Raw genomic sequence first — 18,229 nt, forward strand, 5'->3', positions numbered from 1 at the left:
CACAATAAGAAAATACAATGAGCAAATCAGCGCTATCGCATGGAAAGATAATAAAAAGTAGCTTTAAAGTGCCAGGATGGGCAAAGAACCGACATGTGCAAACCATATGGCCGCGTTTTATTCAAAAGCGCTTGCCCCTTTCTTATAACATGGAGCGTTTAACCTTACCGGATGACGACTTTGTTGACGTAGCATGGGGGCCCAAACCACAAGAAACATCAGGGATAGTGGTGATGTTTCACGGATTGGAAGGTAGCATCAAGTCGCATTATGCGAACGATATGATGGCCCAACTGTCTGTGAATGGTTGGCAGGTGGTAATGATGCACTATCGCGGCTGTAGCGGTGTGCCTAACCTAAAAGCGCGCGCTTATCACAGTGGCGAAACAGAAGACCCTAGTTTTTTCTTAGAGTGGCTGCACGATAAATTTCCTCGTATTCCCAAAGTCGCTATTGGCTTTTCGCTTGGCGGTAATATGCTATTGAAACTGTTGGGTGAAAACCCGGCACAAAAGTGGCTGAAGGCGGCTGTGGCCATCTCTTCTCCACTTAAACTATCTGAGTGCGCAAAGTCAATTAATCAGGGGTTTTCGCGGGTATACCAAAAGTATTTACTTACTAGCATGAAAGATACTTTGCGTAAGAAGATGGAATACATTGATTATCGTAAGCTTATTCAGCTTACAAAAAGTGATGTAGAAGGCATTACTAGCTTTACTCAATTTGACGAAAAGATCACGGCTCCCCTGCACGGCTTTGCAGATGCGCAAGACTATTATGAAAAGTGTAGCGCGTATCACTTTTTAAGCGCCATCCACTGCCCAACGTTAGTATTGCATAGCATCGATGACCCCTTTATGAACCACTTAATTGTGCCGAAAGAAGAAGAGCTTGCGCGTAATGTCACCGTAGAGCTGAGCGAACGCGGCGGTCATGTTGGCTTCATGCAAGGCTCTGTATTAAACCCGAAGGTTTGGCTACACGAGCGCGTAAAACGCTTTGTTAGCGAAGCCTTACCGGTAAACTCAACCTGTGGTTATGTTAGCCGCTAATACCGCAGTGATATTATATTGGTGCGGTTTGAGTTTTATAAAACGTTTTTCCCAGGAGAGTGAATGATAATTCCCATCGACGCGTTAGAAGGCGATACGCTTTATAGCTTGGCTGAAGCTTTTGTATTACGCGAAGGCACAGACTATGGCGCTGAGGAAGTTGAGCTAGAAGTAAAAGTTCAGCAGGTGCTAGACAGGCTAAAGTCGGGCGAGGCAGTACTTGTATACTCAGAGCTTCACGAAAGTGTGGATATAAAAAGAAAAGAAGATATTGAGCCCAGCGACACAGCTGAATAGAAAACGAAGCGAAAAAATAAACGTCTTCTTGAAATGCAGATACAAAAAAGCCGGGTCGAGCAACCCGGCTACCTACCTGAGGAGAGGAAGGCTTAGAAAGCGTAGCGTGCAGTTACCTGCATAATGTCTAAATCATCAATGATTTTGTAGTTTGCACCAACTGCCCACTGCGGCGTGATGTAGTAGTTAGCGCCTACTTTGAATGTCGCTTCACCATCGTCTACATCGTAATAGCCCACTTCACCAGCAAGCTCTACCTGCTCTGTAATCATTGAGCGAAGACCTGCATTAATGCTGTAACCAGTCTCGTCGTTTACGTCGCCGTCAATACGCTCTAGATTCGCACCGAAATAGGCATCTGTCGTGGCATTTACAGGTAAGCGGTAACCTGCACCCAGTGTAAGCATATCAAAATCGAAGTTACCTTCTTCAAAGAAGCTGTACTCGCCGTTTAAGTACCAGTTGCTGTTTAAAAGGTATTTACCATTAATGGTCAGGCCGTCTGGCTCGAAAGACTCGTTGTCATCAAAGTCCATTTTGGTGTAACCACCTTCTACGTAACGCCAGTCTGGCTTGTCGGCCATTGCTGTAAGAGGAATTGTTGCCGCAGTAAGTGCCGCTGCAATAAGTGTGATTGATTTACGCATGTGATAACTCCTTAGTATTTTCAGTAGCCCACCGTCTGCAGCGCAAACGTTCAATGAGTTTGCAAGGCGAGTCGGGAGTCAGCGCTTTTGCGATGCGCCGCTCTTCTACATCGCGCTGCCCTTATACGTCGCTCTGCAGTGGGTTACTTTGTTGATGAACACAAAGCTAAAAACGTCTTTATGTCATCTCAATTATTTCTTTTCAGAAATCGTGTCCGATGTATTTATCAAAATCATGAAGTGCAAAGCGTCTGCCAACTTCGAAAAAACCTCAGCTGAAAATCAAACAAGAAGTTGCTATCTATCTAATAAGTATAGAGAAATTAAAGGTAAGGAGAGGCGCTATGCAAATGTTGAAGCAGCTAAAGGCTGTGTGGAGTTTAAAAAGTGAACACATTGGCATGGAGGACTGTCTCTAAAAAACAACAGTTAACCTTTTGGCTAACTCATCGGACAAATTTACAACAACGAAATTGCCCACTACCTTCAAAGTGGGTGTTTTTAAGTTGTTGTAAATTAATGTAAATATAATAAATAAACCCGCTTTTTTAGTGTTGGAACAGCTTTTGCTGAAGTACTTGTGTGTTATCCAGCATTCACTTTTGCCAACGGGCACAGATTTCGGTTTTTTTGCGATACCAGTGAATAAGGAAAGGAATAGAGCGCCTTTCTTGAGTGGTTTCAATGAATACTTTTTCTCATCATCGCTTTTAAAGCAGCAGATACTCTGTTGCTAGCTATACATAGCTAAGCGATAAAGTTAAGAGATTGACGACCACCTGGATAACCATTGTTTTCATAAGGAGAGGACAAATGGCTAAGCCAGTTTCAATTTTCGGAAAAGATTTACAAACTAATGCGATTCAGCACCGAAAGCTGTCGCGCATTCTTTTAGCGATGACCAGCGTTATTGCCCTATTTGCATTTCACCAAGCAGGCGCTGTCGAGGTTAATGACAACAATCAGCCTCAAAAAGCATCACCCGTTCTTCAATCTATTATTGATGCTGCTCGCAAATCAGCAACAGAAAGCTATGAACAAGACGACCACGGGTTAAATAGCGAATTAAAAGAAATTGATTACACCACCTATCGTTCTATTCGCTTTAAGCCTGAGCAAAGTCTTTGGCACGGTGAGAATGACTACGAACTTCAATTTTTTCATCCGGGTTTTCTATACGAATACCCTGTCACTATTCACACCATTGGTGAAAACAATAAACCTAAGCGCTTAGCATTTAATAGTGACATGTTTAACTACGATGGTTCTGCAGCAGACTTGGCAGGCATGACAGATGAAAAGTCGGGATTTGCAGGCTTTCGTGTTCACTACCCTATAAAAAACGACGAGTACAAAGATGAATTTGCCGTTTTCCTTGGCGCTTCATATTTTCGTTTGGTAGGTAAAAATCAAGTTTATGGTATTTCAGCGCGCGGCCTAGCAATTGATACTGCTTTGGCGAAAGGCGAGGAGTTCCCTCACTTCACAGAGTTCTGGGTTATCGAGCCGGGTGAAGGCAAACCAATTACTATTTATGCCCGTCTTGAAAGTCCTTCGGTAGCTGGCGCTTATAAGTTTGTTATCCAGCCTGATGTTGATACCAGCGTAAAAGTGGAAAGCTGGTTATTTGCACGCGACGACGTGAATAAGCTAGGTATTGCGCCATTTACCAGCATGTTTTTGTATGGCGAGAATACAGAAAAGCGTCATGACGATTATCGCCCAGAAGTGCACGACAGTGACGGTGTGTTAATGGTAACTCATGCAGGTGAAGAGATTTGGCGTCCACTGACTAACCCAGCACGCCTTCAGGTAACGTCACTTAGCGATACCAACCCTAAAGGATTTGGCATGCTTCAGCGCGACGGTGAATGGGATAATTACCTTGATGCAGAGGCCAACTATCATATACGTCCAGGGCTATGGGTTACCCCGGAAGCAGGCTTTGAGAAAGGCCGTTTAGAAGTAGTAGAAATTCCAACAAAGTCTGAGATTCATGACAATATCGTGGCTTTCTGGACACCTGCAAAGCCATTCAAATCGGGTGAGTCCCTGTATTTTTCTTACGATCTTAAAACGGTAGAGCAAAACCCCTTTGTTAGCGAGTTTGCTTCTGTAGTGCGTACCCGTCAGGGAAAGGCTGTGTTACCCGGCGATGAATTTAAAGACGATAGCTTGAACACTACCCGCCAGTTCAATGTGGATTTCAGTGCTCCTTCAGACATTACTTTTGATAACGAGACTATGAAGCTTGTAGTACAGGGTACTAACGGCACGATTTCACAAAAGCGCCTTTATCCGGTAGCCGACGGTCAAGAGTGGCGTGCTTCTTTCTTTGTGAAACCGAATGAAAGTCAAACGGTAGATATGCGCGCTTACATTGAAAAAGACGGCGAGCGCGTTAGCGAGGTTTGGAATTATGTCTACCAGCCAAAATAGTCGCACTCATACATCAGTATCGAACGAGGCTAAAGCCGTGCCTCAGGTTAAACGTGACAGCACTGTGCGTGCTTCACACTTCATCTTAAAAGGAGAGCATATGCGTTTGTTTATCATGGCAATGCTAGTAATTCCAAGCACGGCATTGGCCGGTTGGAGTTTATACGAGATATTTTTACCGAACGGCCTTACGAACCTAGAAATTGCACAGTTAGGGTTAGGATTAACCCTATTCGCTTGGCTGTGCATGGCGTTTTGGACAGGTATCATTGGTTTCTTTTTACAGCTTTTCAATATAGATCCACTGAGCTTACGAAGAAACCAGGTAAAGCCTGATGCTGCGTCGCCGTTGAAGCAAAAACACGCGGTAGTAATGCCCGTTTATAACGAAGATACCCGCCGCATCATGGTGGGCTTCGAAGCTTGTATTCGCGAGCTGATGGAAAGTGAAAACAGTTCGAAATTCGACTTTTTCATGCTTAGCGACACCCGTGATACGGAAAAAGCGGATGCAGAGCTGCGTGCTTTTACGCGGTTAAAGAAGCGTTTAGGCGCTTTTTCAAACCAAGTGTTTTATCGCCGTCGCGAGAAAAATCTGCATAGAAAAGTGGGTAACCTTAAAGAGTTTTGCGAACGCTGGGGCGCAAATTACGAGTCGATGATTGTGTTAGATGCCGACAGCGTAATGACAGGAGAGCGTATGCAGGACCTGGCTCGTCGTATTGAGCAAAACCCTGACACGGCCTTAGTACAGACTATTCCTATGCCAGTACGACAAAACACCTTCTTTGGTCGTTTCGTACAGTTTGCTGCTCATCTGTATAGCCCAATGTTGGCAACAGGCTTATCGTTTTGGCAAACGGACAGTGCAAACTACTGGGGGCATAACGCTATTATTCGTATAGCGCCTTTCATGCAGCATTGCGGTCTACCTACCCTTGAAGGTCGTGCGCCTTTTGGAGGCGAAATACTAAGTCACGACTTCGTTGAAGCTGCGCTGCTGCGCCGTGCAGGTTGGCAGGCTTACTTACTTACCGACACTACAGGTAGTTATGAAGAAGTGCCTAGCAACATTGTTGACTACGCCATTCGCGACCGCCGCTGGGTACAGGGCAACATACAGCATTTAGGGCTTTTAAAGGTAAAAGGTCTTAAAATGGCGAACCGCCTGCACTTTTTATTTGGTGCTTTTGCGTACATTTCTTCATTAATACTATTTTGTATGTTGGCGCTAGGGACTGCAGATGCATTAATTCGCGCTACGTCAGTGCCAGAGTTCTTCGTATCTGAGTATCAGCTTTTTCCTAGTTGGCAGGTAGCCCGTCAAGACATGATGATGGTAACCATGTGGGGCACTGCAGCCTTGTTATTTTTGCCTAAGCTTTTGGGTATTGCCTTAGCTTTAATCAAACGTCGCGAAGAGTTTGGTGGGGCGTGGTCTTTACTTAAAGGAGCTGCAATTGAATTAGCCATGGCCGTACTCATTGCGCCGCTGATGATGTTCTACCACAGCTATTTTGTGATCAGTGTTTTTATAGGTCATTCAGTAAAATGGGAAGCGCAAGAGCGTGAAGGTCGCAAAGTACCTTGGACTGTTGCAATCAAACACACGCAAATTATGAGTTGTTTAGCCGTAGCGTGGGGTGTAACTACCTTTTACTTTACACCATCGCTATTTATGTGGCTGCTACCTGTATTGGTTGGCATGGTGTTGGCGGCGCCGGTTATTCGCCTTACAAGCAGTGATAAGTTCGGCTTGGCGATGCGCAAGTTTGGAGTGTTTGTTATCGACCAGGAAGTGAATGAGTGTAAAGCGCTTAAGCGTTTACGTGTTGCGATGGGGTATTTCACTCTTTCTCAACATAAAGCGGAAGTACCTGCACTACCTGATGATGCGTGGCAAAGCATGCCAGAGCAAGCGTTAAGTCAAAAGCCATTGCCTATGCGTTACAGACTTCCTAAAAGACTACATCAGTCTTAGAGAGAAGCCCTTTAAGCCAAAAAAACCGCACGTTCGTGCGGTTTTTTTAATGCTTCTTATTTTCTTACCACCGCCTAACTCTTATCAATAGACGCTAGCAATAGCAGTATTCTATTGCGAAAAGGTAACGGAAAACGTCACTGGGACTGTCGTAGTGATACTCTTTAGCCCTGCAATTTTCTGTAGTGCAGCTACGCCTTCAGCAAGACCGAAAGACTCTGCTTTTATAAGTGTAGGAGCAGTAGTAGATACAGTTAGCGTATCGTCGTCTACTTTACTCGCTTTAACTGCGAATGATGTAGGAACGGCTTTTCCGTGTAACATCAAAATGCCATCTACTTTTCCGTTAACGACTTGACCCGCTTTCAGGCTCATCATCGACTCAGGTAAATCGGCTTCAAACTTAGCTTGTGCATATTTGCTCACGTTAAAAAGCATCTCTTGCATTCGCTGATTGCGAATATCAATAGCTGTATTAACTGACGATAAGTCTACCGCCACAGAGAGCTTGCCGCTATCAGACAGGGTACCGTCAAAGCTATCAAACTTATGTACTTCAGTGACCTGTGCATTCTTAGTTGATAGAAAATGTAGCGCACTTGTCTCGCCGTCTATTGACCAGTCGGCTGCGGCAGGGAATGCTAGCCCACATGCGAGCAATGCTGCAGATAACGTGCGAATACGTGTAGTCATCATAGGTTACTCCTTTTACTTTTTGGTTCCATCTGGCTTGATTTAACCAATACCAGAGTAATGTGGCCCAGCAACATTACTACGCTATTATACGTAGGTTTATTGCACTGCGCTAAGTAAATAATACGCGCTAGTGCTGATGTGGGTTTACGAAGTCATCATACTGGACTACGTCTTGCCATGGCACCCTTTGATCGCCCATTACTACAAAATCTGGGTTCTCTAGCGAATGACGCTGATTGTAGGTAAGAGGTTCGAAGTTAGCGGCGGCAATACTCCCACCCGCTTCAGAGACAATGCATTGCGATGCGCCAGTGTCCCATTCACCTGTGATACCGATGCGCATAAACACATCAGCTTTTCCTTCGGCAATAAAGCAGGCTTTCAGGGAACAGCTTCCCAATGGAAGGGTTTGGTATACGCGCTTGGCGCACATTCTGCTGAGCACTTTTTCTCTCGACTGACGACGGCTTATTGCAATCATCACCACACTATTTTTAGGGTCGTCTAGCTTGCGTACGCTTATTGGGTGATCGCCATCAGGTGATGACTTGAACGCACCTTTGCCTTTCTGGGCGTAATATAGCGACTGCCCTGGCGGCCAAAAGATAACGCCTATTGTCGGCTCATTATTCTCTATTAGCGCAATGTTTACTGCGAAATCACCGCTTCTAGCAATGAATTCTTGGGTGCCGTCGATGGGGTCGATTAACCAGTATCGAGGCCAATGCTTTCGCTCTTCTAAACTTGCGTGTTTGTTTTCCTCTGAGAGGATTGGGATATCAGGCGTCGCGGCTTGTAAGCGCTTGTTGATGATATCGTTTGCCAAATAATCTGCGCTGGTAACGGGAGACTCATCGTCTTTTTGATAAGCGTCAAACTCCCCTTTATCGTATACTTCTAATACGGCTTCACCGGCTTCGATGGCAATTTCTTTTGCAAGTTCTAGTAGGTCGGCATGGGCGTCATCGGGCATTGTTTATTGTTCCTTAAACCACTTTTGAGCTAAAAACAGCGCGGCTATACAGCGTGCTTCAACAAAGTCTTCTCTTGCAAGTAAAGCATCTGCTTCATTTAAAGGCCAGTGAATCACCTCAAGAGGTTCAGGTTCGTCACCTTCAAGTTGCTTTGGGTACAAGTCGCGAGCCAAAACAATGGTCATATTGGCGTTAAAGAAAGTGGGTGCCATACTGACCTTATGGAGCTCTATAAGATCGTTCGCTGCAAAGCCAGCCTCTTCTTGTAGCTCGCGATTAGCGGCCTCAATAGCTGTTTCGCCAGGGTCTATTAGGCCTTTTGGAAAGCCTAGTTGATACGAATGTGTGCCGGCTGCATATTCACGAATTAACACCATGGTATTTTCATCAAGCATAGGCACTATCATTACCGCGCCCCGGTTTCCGCCTGCCATCCGTTCAAACTCACGGGTAGCGCCGTTCGAAAACTCAAGGTCTAAGCGTTCTACCCTAAAGAGTTTGCTTTGCGCAACGATTTCACGAGAATGAATGTGTGGTAACGGTTTGTTCGGATCAATTTTTGGCATGTCTCTCGCTACAACTTTGTTATCATACTTGTATACAATTTCTTAGCTTACTTCATTATAAGGAAAATCGCTTGCCCTTTCTGCCCTGGAATGAAATAGAAACTGTACTGCTAGATATGGACGGTACTTTGCTGGATCTTCATTATGACAACCAGTTCTGGCTGCACCATTTACCCAAACGGTTAGCTCAGATAAAAGGTATTTCTGAGGCCGAGAGTCAAAAGGAAATGAGCGCGCGTTATGAGTCAGTATTTGGGCAAATTCAATGGTACTGCTTAGACTACTGGGCTGAAACTCTAGCACTGGACTTAGAAAATGAGTTTATGCCGCTGAAACGAGAGTTGGCGCACTTACTATCCCTTCGCGACGATACCATTCCCTTCCTTGATGCACTTCACGACTCAGGTAGGCAAGTAGTGTTAGTAACCAATGCGCATCCAAACAGTCTGGCACTTAAAATAGAGCATACCCAACTTGATGCGCATATCGACAACCTTATTTCTACCCACGAATTTGGCGTTACCAAAGAGTCTCAGCTTTTATGGGAGCGACTACAAAAGAGGGTGCAATTTGATAATAGCCGCACCTTATTTGTCGATGACTCACTGCCTATTTTGAAAGCGGCACAGACGTACGGTATTAAACACTTACTTGCTGTAGACAACCCTGATAGTACCTTGCCAAATCGCAATATTAGCGAATTTCCAGCAGTACGTGATTACCGTTTAATGCTAGAAGATATTAAACGCAGCCCAGTGGGTGATGTTGCAAAAGGACGTTTTTAAAGGACGAAAGCAAATGGTTTCTGACACAATTTTTGTAGGGTCGCTGAATCCGGTAAAAATAAATGCTGCGCTCAATACACTTTCTGACACACTAGAGCACGACTTTGACGCCAAAGGTATGGCAGTACCCAGCGGCGTGCCCGAACAGCCCATGAACGAGGATGAAACGCGCCTAGGTGCTATTAATCGGGTGAAGGCCATGCTAGCTCATCATCAGGGCGGCCTTACAGACGCATGGTATGTGGCAATTGAAGGTGGTGTGGATGTATTTGAAGATGGCCCTGCAACCTTTGCTTATGTGGCGATTTACCATGAAGGTCACTGGTCGGTAACACGAAGTGCGAGTTTACCCCTTCCAGTGAGCGTGTATCAGGCGCTACAGCGTGGCGAAGAGCTTGGGCCGGTTATGGACAAGCTTTTTGATACGGTAAATATTAAGCAAAAAGGCGGCGCTATAGGGTTACTGACTCTAAATCATGCTTCGCGTCAAAGTGTTTACGAAGTTGCGTTGACCCTTGCTATGGCGAAGTTTCATTTTCCAGACTTATATACCGACTAGTCAGGCCAAGTTTCCTTTCACTAAATTAGCCATTACCAAATACAGCATATCGGCCCTTGAACAAATGTTACCTCTTGAGGGCCGCGTTTCCTTTCCTGATGTGTTCGCTCTGAAATCTTTACTGCGATAGGTAATCTTTTCTAATTCCAGTTTAATTCTCAGACTCTATCTTTGCCGTTAAGTGGTTCTATGTTGCTGAATATATTGCGAAAAAAAGTTTTTTGCAATTTGGCTTTCTAGTTGCACCTTCATTTTAACAAACGGATTAAGGAGAGTGACAATGAGTGAGACAATTAATACCTACAACCCTGCTACAGGTGAAAAGATCGATCATTATCATTTGATGTCAGCTGAAGACGCCGAACAAGCGGTAACACGTTCTCAAGAAGCATATTTGAACTGGCGCCGTACGTCATTTGAAACTCGAGCAGATTTATTTAATAACCTTGCAGATTTAATGGAAGAGCGCATTGACGACCTTGCCAGCCTAATGACTCGAGAAATGGGAAAAGTGACGGCGCAGGGTAAGCAAGAAGTGCAGCTGTGTGCTCAGATCTGTCGCTATACTGCGGAGCATGGCGCATCATTTTTAGAAGACGAGCACCGTATTTTTGAAGGTGGTCGTGCGATTATTACCTATCAACCTATTGGCGTTATTCTGGGCATTCAGCCTTGGAATTTCCCTCTTTATCAGGTTATACGCTACAGCGTATCGAATATCATGGCAGGTAATACGACAGTACTCAAACACGCTAAAAACGTGTTTGGTATGGCACAAGCCATTCAGCAGATGTACGAAGATGCTGGTTTCCCGAAAAATGTATATCAGTCGCTATTAATTGACGGCAGTACGGCAAGCGACTTAATCAAACATAAACACGTACGTGGCGTTACTTTTACCGGCAGTGACGAAGTAGGTAAACAAGTTGCGAAAGAAGCTGCGAGTTTATCGAAGAAAACTGTGATGGAGCTTGGTAGTAATGATGCCTTCTTGGTACTTGAAGATGCTGATATCGATCATGCGGTAGAAATGTGTATCCAAGGCCGTGTTATCAATAATGGTGAAACTTGTGTAGCGGCTAAGCGCTTCGTAATCGTCGATAGCGTTTATGATGAGTTCAGAGACAAATTCGTAGCGCAGTGTAAGAAGCTTAAAGTGGGTGACCCAACGGATGGAAACACTGATCTTGGCCCTATGGCTAGAGAAGACTTACGAGATGAACTTCATGAGCAGGTGAAAAACTCAGTAGAAGCTGGAGCGAAACTTACCCTAGGCGGTGAAATTCCAGAATCTGACGGCTACTTTTACCCAGTAACTATACTTGAAGATGTTTCATCTGGTATGCCGGCGTATGATGATGAACTGTTTGGCCCTGTTGCGTCATTAATTCGAGCTCGTGACGACAAGCAGGCGATGGAAGTCGCAAACGATTCGCGCTATGGCTTAGGCGGCGGTATCTTCAGTACTGATACTGATAAAGCGGTTGCCCTAGCAAAAGATGAATTTGATACCGGTATGGTAAATATCAACGGGTATTCTTTAGCACAACCGAACCTACCCTTTGGCGGTGTGAAAGACAGTGGTTATGGTCGAGAGCACGGTGGTTATGGTATGCGTGAATTCGTAAATATCAAAACCATTATGGTAGCGGAAAACGCTGCCGAATAAATATTAGTTGTTTGATATTGCTAAACGAAAGCGGGTACATCTAATGTGCCCGCTTTTTTATTTGCTTTCGCTTTTAGCCTTTACTCATCTGGCCTATATCCCTCTGTTCATTGAACAATTTCACGCAGGTATCCGGTCTTTTACTGTGATATGAATGTATAAATTACTAGGAAACGACATAAGGCGATGGCGATGAAGGTCTCACATAGACAGATAAGCGGTGCTGATTTAAGCGCTAGGAATAGGAAACACGTGAAGCTTGGGAAGTGCGAGAAAAGACGTAATAAAGCGCATGCTCTCTCGTTAACCATGTTGGTAACGACTTCCATTTTATCGATTTCTTCTATGGCGCAGGCATCGTCTACATCGTTACATCAGACCCCACCTAAACAGGAGCAACTAGCAAGCAAAGAGAGTGAAAACACGGCCTCAATGGCTTATGACAAAGTCTCAGTGCAGGTGTTAGGGTCGGGCGGACCTGAATTGGATGATGGAAGAACCTCTAGCGCTTACTTGGTCTGGGTAAATAACAAAGCCCGCGTGTTGGTAGATGCTGGCAGCGGCAGCAGTGTTCAGTTCGGCGCCGCTGGCGCGTCATTTGAAACCCTTGATGTGATTCTACTTTCTCACTTACATACCGATCATTCAGCGGATTTACCCAGCTTCGTAAAAGGTGGTTATTTCACTAATCGCGAGAAAAAGCTATGGGTAATGGGGCCCGACGGTAACCATACTATGCCCTCCACTAACGCTTACGTATCATCGTTAATTGGCGAGGAAGGTGCGTTTAGATATCTGTCTTCTTACACTATCGAAGGTCAAGACGATTACACAATATCGGCGAAAAGCGTTGCAAAAGCCACACTAGAGAAACCCTTTGAATACGCAGTGAATAATGACATTAGCGTTGAAGCTATGTCGGTAAATCACGGGCCTATACCAACACTTGCGTGGAAGGTTAAGGCTAACGGGTGTGAAGCGGTATTTTCTGGTGATACTAACGATAAAGAGGGAAACCTAGCGCGCTTTGCTAAAAACGCTGACATTTTAGTGCTGCATAACGCAATTGACGATAACGCGGGGCGCGTTGCGAAGAATCTCCATATGACACCAACACAAATTATCGATATTGCCGAGCAGTCTAAAGCAAAACGCATTGTGCTATCTCATATTATGAAACGCAGTGAATCGGGCTTAGACGCGCTAACCGAGGCCATTTCAGTTGTAGCTGAAGCTCGTGTGTACGCTGCTCAAGAATTGATGAATATCGAACTGCTTGATGACAACTAGCCGCAGTTTTAAGTCAAAAGCTTAGCTATGGTAGTTTGTAGCAAGGGGCTTGGGTTTTACGGGTATAAAGTTAAGTAGAGAGTGGGGTTTTATAAAAAAATGCAGAGCGTTTGGGCTCTGCATTTTTAATTTGGGGATGTTTGGTTCAAACTAAGTCAGTCAATGCTTAGCGCAAATAGCGCTTTGTGTTAACCGTACTTTTTACTGTTCTTTCAACCGTACTTTTTACCGTACCTTCAACCGTACTTTCAACCGTATTTGGCTTTTCGGGTATTTAAAATACTGTTCTATTTGTTACTGAGGCGCAAAAGGCAGTGGAATAGGCGTGCCGTTAACGCTGGCTTTGCCGTCTTTAAGCTCCAGTTTTGTCTCGTAACCCTTCTCGGTTTCTTTTATCAAGCCTTGCTGAGCAAAGGTGCTTAACATCATAGGAGTTTGCTGCTCTACTGCTGCTTCGAGTTCTTCTGCTGACATGTTTTGCGCTTGTGGTGTCGCCATCAATTGACCCATCATATAACCAGACGCTACGCTTTGCGCAAAGGCCTTATCAGCAACTATTTGTGCATCAGCCATGAGATGTGTTACCCAATAAGCCACATCTTCCATGGTACCCGGTAGCGCATCAATGCCTACTAGCTTAGTATTCGCATGGGCAGTAAACGAGCCTTCAGGCAACGTCGCTTTAAGCGTCGTAATGTTAAGTTCAGGTTCGGCTTTCAGCTGTGGAAGTAAATTAGCTTCGACAAACTCCATCATTTTAGCGGGTACTTCTTCAGGAGGGATCATTAAAGATGTTTTGCTAAAGTCTTGATAAGCCTTGATGAAGTCTACGTCTAAGTTGTTTAGGGCAACGCCTAACACCATATCAGAGGCTTCAAGTTCAGGCCCCTCTACCTTATCAATGGCGTATTCTACGTACACATTGGCGGTGTTGTTGTCCTTATCAATGTTAGTGTCTGTAATAAGTGCAATATTTTCTAGCTGCACCGTAGCGCCCGCTTCAAGACCAGATACTTCCATGGTTTCGATGAGCGCTTCAATTTTAGATTCAAACAATTCGCCCTTGAAAGCTTCCATCATGCTGCCGTCATAGGCTACATCCATAGATAAATTAGCCATTTTCATTGAAAACTCATCGGCGTTAATACTTAGCGACTCGCCCGAGGACGTATATAAGGTTTGCCCGCCATCAGGCTTCGCTTCACCCGTATAACCGGAAAACAGCAGGGTAAAGCCTTCTTCCTCATTAGTAGCGCTAAGGGCGGGAATTACATCTTCATAACTTAGGCCGCCAAATAGACCAACCACGCCTTCATTGTGATAGATGGGCTGTTGCCCATCCCATTGAACGTACTCTCTTAATTCATCGCCATCAATCGACACTGTATAATGAACGCGCCCTAATCCAACGCCGTCACCAAAGTACACAGGACCGTGATGAGCGACCAAAGTAGCGGTAATGTTAGGGTTTTCGTCTAAAGGCATTTCCACTGCGTCGACATTTTGGGCGTTGAAAAGCGCTTGAAAGTCTATAGCAAGTTTGATTTCCGCTTTTGTTGAGAACCAGCCTTTGTCATACGAAAGGACTTCGGCTGAATATACAGCCTGTTCGTTTATTCCGTTTACTGCAGCGTTAACGTTATCTTCAACGCTAGAACCGATAAAGTAAGGGGCAATACCAAGCGCAACTAAAGTCACGCCAGCGCCAGCTAAAAGAGGTTTGTTCATTGTACAATCCTTTGTTGAGTGTGTTTCCTAGTGGCCCTAGTATAAAAACCAGGGCGTCTTCTGTGATATTAAATGGGTTTAGCACATTAAAGCTTTATTGGGATATACCCGCTGCTATTAGGCGCGCCAAACAAGCGAGCCGCTTGGTGTACTTCGTTGGGCAAGCTATCGTCGGGTTTAAATTTACCGCTAACGCGGATATTTTTCATATTGGTAGGAATAACCGCGTCCATAGATAAGCTTAACAAGTTAGGCTCGCTTACCATGATGCCAATGTCTTTCCCTTCGCAACGAAGTTTCGCTGAGTAAGTACCGAAATCAATGGGCCCTTGGGTTCCCGCAACCGTCGCGTTTAACCAGTCTCCTGTACCATCTAGCGACTCACACGCTGGACCAAAGGTTAGATCATTTAATGAGACTTTAAAGCGTCCGCCTGCATTGACAGGTAAGGGAAGGCGAACTTGTGCAAGTACTCTATCTACAGGCAGATACAGCGTAAAGTTCTCGGTGTTGATCGTATCTTGGCTGAAAAGCCCTGTGGTAACAGGCCCTTCAAACGCGATGTCGTTTTTATCGCGGATATTACCTGCTTTAAGGTCTAGCTTAACTTTACCTAATAACATGTGAACTGGGCTGAGTTCCCACTTCAGGTTGTTAATAGGCAAGCCGTTCACCACTAGGGTCTGTGCTTTACCAGAAAATAAGGTGCCACTTACTCCGCTTACAGAGACATTATTCGGCAGTGTTACACGACCAATAACCTGCACTGCGGGCATATAAGCAATAGCAAACAATAGGAAGGCAAGAATTCCGCCTATGATCCAACTAACTTTCGACTTCATGCTTTACCTAACTGTAGTCGGCGAATTTTGATATAGCCCGGCGCATCTGCTTCAGCTATATCGGCTTGAAGAATAACTACGCCCATGTTTTCCATGGCTTTAAGCCATTCTAGAACCGCATTAAATGGCGCTTGGTCTACCCATACCTGCAGTTCATCACCTTGAGGCTGCATACGGGAAATTGCAATATCATGCTGGGCAGTAGTTCGGTTCACCGCTTGCGGTAACGACCCTGAAAACGCCCGTTTGTTGCCCGTGCTACGACGTAACTGTTGAGCGCGTGCACCGCTGTCTTTTACCCAAACTAGAAGCGACTGCTGGTTATCAAGCAGTTGTTTTTGTTTGTCTAGCGCAGCATTTAGTGGCGACCATACTGCAAAATAAAACAGTGCTATCACTACCATCACTGCAGAAATGAGCACTAATTTTTGTTCCCGTTCAGTGAGGGCTTTGTATTTTTCTAAAAGCGCATTCACAACGTACTCCTTACTGAAACTGTACCCACAACGCCATTGTCACGATTATTAATCGCACCCTGTTCAACCACAAAACCCGCGTTTTCAGCGCTGCGTTTAAACTGTTCTAAGGCTTCAAAGTTTTTGCCCTGCGCCTGAATACGAATTTCTGTGCGGGTAGCGTCAAAGCGCAATGTTTGTGGCTTAACGTCGGTGGCTGAAAAAGCCGGTGCGAGCTGATCTAACATAATAAGCATGGAAGCATCCCCACCGCCCTGCTCTAACTTGGCAAGCTCGCTTTGTAGCTTTAACCGTACGTTGCGATAGGTACCAATGTTGGGAAAGCCGGCTTTAACTGCGCTACTTATTTCGCTGCTAAGTGCTTGGTTTTGAGACTTTAGCTGATAAAGAGTAACGCCTTTATCTACTAAGCTGGTACACAGTGCAAGTACAGCGAGTACAGCGGCTACACGCCACTGACTTAGCACACCGTTACGCTTACGTTTAATCTTGTACTCACCTTGGCACAAGTTAAAGCTGCTTTGCATGGCCTCTTTAGCCAATACTTGCATGGGCAATTCAAGTGGGGCCTGTGCTTCTTCAATATTCGGCAGACTGCTTAAATCAATACCTGCGTAATTCGTAATGGTCACAGGCGCTTCTTGCTGCGCAGTGAAGTGCACCAATGTAGGAAGCAACCAGGTTTGTTCACCTTGAACACCTTTAAATTCGTCCTGGCGAACCAGTAGTTGCTCACCTAAGGTCAGTACCGACCAGCCGTTATCGGTTACTGGAACAGCGAGTACATCAGGAATAATGGTGTCGCAAAATAACTCTGCTTCGCTTAGCCAGGCTTGCCACTGCTCCATTTTTTCATGGCTAACCACAGCAACAGCTTGTTTGTCGCCGCGCTTAGGGCCAATGGCGAAAAACTGCTGGCTAATGTCGGTAGCCAATTCGTCTTCTAGCATAAATGGAATGGCTGAGATAATTTTACGCCCAGCTTTAGGCGGTAGTTCTACCCATTTAAGCAATATCTCGCTGCTTGGTGCTAGAGCGATAACGCTTCGCTGACCAGCGCGCTCAGTGAGCGTAGATAAGTCTTCTGCACTAGGTAGTTCACCAGAAGCAATGATCTCGTCTTCAGATTTTGAATAAACGAGCCAGCTTATCGGGTCGGTATAGTTGGCGCCTAAACGCACCAATAATTGTTCCATTAATAGGTTCCCCCAAACTCGCGATTCACAATGCTAACGCCACTATCGGCGCTTGCATGAAACACGGTGGAAAGCTTAAAGGTTGCTTTGTTGTATTGTGTTTTTGTATGCAACATGAAATATTCAGTTTTAACTGCAAACCAATCCTGTCGAGAGCTTGTTAGGTTAAGCGCTTGAATAGACGGCTCATTCAAAAATGCATTCACATCATCCCACCCGTTTTGCGGGCGGCTGCTGAGTAAACTCGCAGCTTGCTGAATATCAAGCCCCGTTAGGCCTGCTAGTAGTGGTGCATCTTCTTCTTCTAACGTATTAACGTTTATTTTCAATTCACTGTAATCTGGGATCACGCAAACTAAAGGCATTAAATCGTCTAGCCACGCAGGCGATACTCCGTTAATAATACGCAATTCGCTTTTCGATGCCAGTGGTCCGTTGGCTGCAAGATATGGAAACTCTCTTGACTCATACTCGCTGTCTTCTGCGCCATAGGGACGCATGCTGTCATCTTCATCAACCCAGTCTGCTAAGCTGTCGCGCAGTGTATCGGCGGTAAAGTTGTCTAACCCATCAACGTTTAGCGAGAGTAACATAGTGTGGAAGGCTTCCATGGCTTCGGTGGTATTGCTTGACGCACTGTTTGCGTTATTCGAAGCACTACCCGATGCTATTGCGTTAAGATTAAAGCAAGCTTGAAGGTCTTCCAAATTAGCCGTTAAGCCACCGTTTTCTAACGGATAGCTAAATTCTTGTGCCCAAGGTTGGTCAATAGAAATAGTATTTGGGCTTTCCTCTATCAGCGACTGAATTGACTTACGTGCAAAAGCTTCGGCGCCCATGGCGTACCAATAAGCCTGATTATTGTCTTTTAAATTCATGGTGCGCTGCACTTGTAGCTGCAATCGCGTGCCCATTTCTGTAGCCAGCACCGCCACCAATGCCACAATCATAAGCACAATCATAAGTGCCACACCCTTTTGTTTAGCGGGTGGGCTAGACAGCTGGGGCATACACGTCTCAGTCTTGGCGCGC

At 45.2% G+C, this 18,229-nt stretch carries 17 protein-coding genes; 8 read left to right on the top strand and 9 right to left on the bottom strand.

The annotated features are described in order from the left end of the window. The first annotated feature begins 17 nt into the window (after positions 1–17). A complete protein-coding gene (locus tag IW644_RS12755; protein WP_118491212.1) occupies positions 18–1,052 on the top strand; it encodes a hydrolase in 1,035 nt (344 codons plus the stop codon). A gap of 63 nt (positions 1,053–1,115) precedes the next feature. Beyond that, on the top strand, positions 1,116–1,349 hold the full coding sequence (locus tag IW644_RS12760; RefSeq protein WP_269917915.1) for a YheU family protein: 234 nt from the start codon (positions 1,116–1,118) through the stop codon (positions 1,347–1,349). 92 nt (positions 1,350–1,441) lie between these two features. Here IW644_RS12760 and IW644_RS12765 read toward each other — a convergent pair whose 3' ends face one another. Then, on the bottom strand, positions 1,442–1,996 hold the full coding sequence (locus IW644_RS12765) for an outer membrane beta-barrel protein (RefSeq protein ID WP_269917916.1): 555 nt from the start codon (positions 1,994–1,996) through the stop codon (positions 1,442–1,444). An 813-nt stretch (positions 1,997–2,809) separates the two neighbouring features. On the opposite strand from IW644_RS12765, the gene IW644_RS12770 reads away from it, so the two are divergent. Together IW644_RS12770 and mdoH are read left to right on the top strand one after the other, a co-directional pair. Continuing rightward, the gene (locus IW644_RS12770; protein WP_269917917.1) at positions 2,810–4,435 is read left to right on the top strand and encodes a glucan biosynthesis protein G; all 1,626 of its coding nucleotides are present in this window, start codon (positions 2,810–2,812) and stop codon (positions 4,433–4,435) included. Continuing rightward, the gene (gene mdoH / locus IW644_RS12775; RefSeq protein WP_269917918.1) at positions 4,416–6,416 is read left to right on the top strand and encodes a glucans biosynthesis glucosyltransferase MdoH; all 2,001 of its coding nucleotides are present in this window, start codon (positions 4,416–4,418) and stop codon (positions 6,414–6,416) included. The genes IW644_RS12770 and mdoH overlap by 20 nt, the downstream gene beginning before the upstream one ends. Before the next feature lie 111 nt (positions 6,417–6,527). Here mdoH and IW644_RS12780 read toward each other — a convergent pair whose 3' ends face one another. The 3 genes from IW644_RS12780 to nudE all read right to left on the bottom strand — a co-directional run bounded on the left by IW644_RS12780 (position 6,528) and on the right by nudE (position 8,652). Continuing rightward, positions 6,528–7,112, bottom strand: a complete 585-nt coding sequence (locus tag IW644_RS12780) for a YceI family protein (RefSeq protein ID WP_269917919.1) — start codon at positions 7,110–7,112, stop codon at positions 6,528–6,530. Between the two features lie 127 nt (positions 7,113–7,239). Then, positions 7,240–8,085: a 3'(2'),5'-bisphosphate nucleotidase CysQ gene (cysQ, locus tag IW644_RS12785; RefSeq protein ID WP_014951323.1), complete on the bottom strand. Its 846-nt coding sequence runs from the start codon at positions 8,083–8,085 to the stop codon at positions 7,240–7,242. Positions 8,086–8,088: 3 nt separating this feature from the next. Continuing rightward, complete coding sequence (gene nudE / locus IW644_RS12790; RefSeq protein ID WP_269917920.1) at positions 8,089–8,652, bottom strand: ADP compounds hydrolase NudE; 564 nt, start codon at positions 8,650–8,652, stop codon at positions 8,089–8,091. A gap of 71 nt (positions 8,653–8,723) precedes the next feature. Between nudE and yrfG the strand changes: the two genes are divergently transcribed. The 4 genes from yrfG (at position 8,724) to IW644_RS12810 (ending at position 12,955) form a co-directional block, all read left to right on the top strand. Then, positions 8,724–9,437, top strand: a complete 714-nt coding sequence (yrfG, locus tag IW644_RS12795) for a GMP/IMP nucleotidase (RefSeq protein ID WP_269917921.1) — start codon at positions 8,724–8,726, stop codon at positions 9,435–9,437. Positions 9,438–9,450: 13 nt separating this feature from the next. Further along, on the top strand, positions 9,451–9,996 hold the full coding sequence (gene yjjX, locus IW644_RS12800; protein WP_269917922.1) for an inosine/xanthosine triphosphatase: 546 nt from the start codon (positions 9,451–9,453) through the stop codon (positions 9,994–9,996). Between the two features lie 280 nt (positions 9,997–10,276). Further along, a complete protein-coding gene (locus IW644_RS12805) occupies positions 10,277–11,665 on the top strand; it encodes an NAD-dependent succinate-semialdehyde dehydrogenase (protein WP_269917923.1) in 1,389 nt (462 codons plus the stop codon). 192 nt (positions 11,666–11,857) lie between these two features. Beyond that, positions 11,858–12,955, top strand: coding sequence for an MBL fold metallo-hydrolase (locus IW644_RS12810; protein ID WP_269917924.1), 1,098 nt, complete (start codon positions 11,858–11,860; stop codon positions 12,953–12,955). A 294-nt stretch (positions 12,956–13,249) separates the two neighbouring features. Here the strand turns inward: IW644_RS12810 and IW644_RS12815 are convergent, their stop codons facing one another. The 5 genes from IW644_RS12815 to gspK all read right to left on the bottom strand — a co-directional run bounded on the left by IW644_RS12815 (position 13,250) and on the right by gspK (position 18,207). After that, positions 13,250–14,683, bottom strand: a complete 1,434-nt coding sequence (locus tag IW644_RS12815; protein WP_269917925.1) for a YdgA family protein — start codon at positions 14,681–14,683, stop codon at positions 13,250–13,252. An 86-nt stretch (positions 14,684–14,769) separates the two neighbouring features. Continuing rightward, positions 14,770–15,525 (bottom strand): type II secretion system protein N, encoded by a 756-nt coding sequence (locus tag IW644_RS12820; protein WP_269917926.1) that lies wholly within the window; start codon positions 15,523–15,525, stop codon positions 14,770–14,772. Beyond that, positions 15,522–16,001 carry a type II secretion system protein GspM gene (gene gspM, locus IW644_RS12825; RefSeq protein WP_179985004.1) on the bottom strand — a complete coding sequence of 160 codons (480 nt, stop codon included), beginning with the start codon at positions 15,999–16,001 and terminating at the stop codon, positions 15,522–15,524. Before gspM ends, IW644_RS12820 begins: the two co-directional genes overlap by 4 nt. Beyond that, positions 15,998–17,197 (bottom strand): type II secretion system protein GspL, encoded by a 1,200-nt coding sequence (gene gspL / locus IW644_RS12830; RefSeq protein WP_269917927.1) that lies wholly within the window; start codon positions 17,195–17,197, stop codon positions 15,998–16,000. Before gspL ends, gspM begins: the two co-directional genes overlap by 4 nt. Then, positions 17,197–18,207 (bottom strand): type II secretion system minor pseudopilin GspK, encoded by a 1,011-nt coding sequence (gene gspK, locus IW644_RS12835; RefSeq protein ID WP_269917928.1) that lies wholly within the window; start codon positions 18,205–18,207, stop codon positions 17,197–17,199. The genes gspL and gspK overlap by 1 nt, the downstream gene beginning before the upstream one ends. Between the last annotated feature and the right edge of the window lie 22 nt (positions 18,208–18,229).

It is taken from the genome of Alteromonas sp. PRIM-21, assembly GCF_027563165.1.
GTDB lineage: Bacteria > Pseudomonadota > Gammaproteobacteria > Enterobacterales > Alteromonadaceae > Alteromonas > Alteromonas macleodii_A.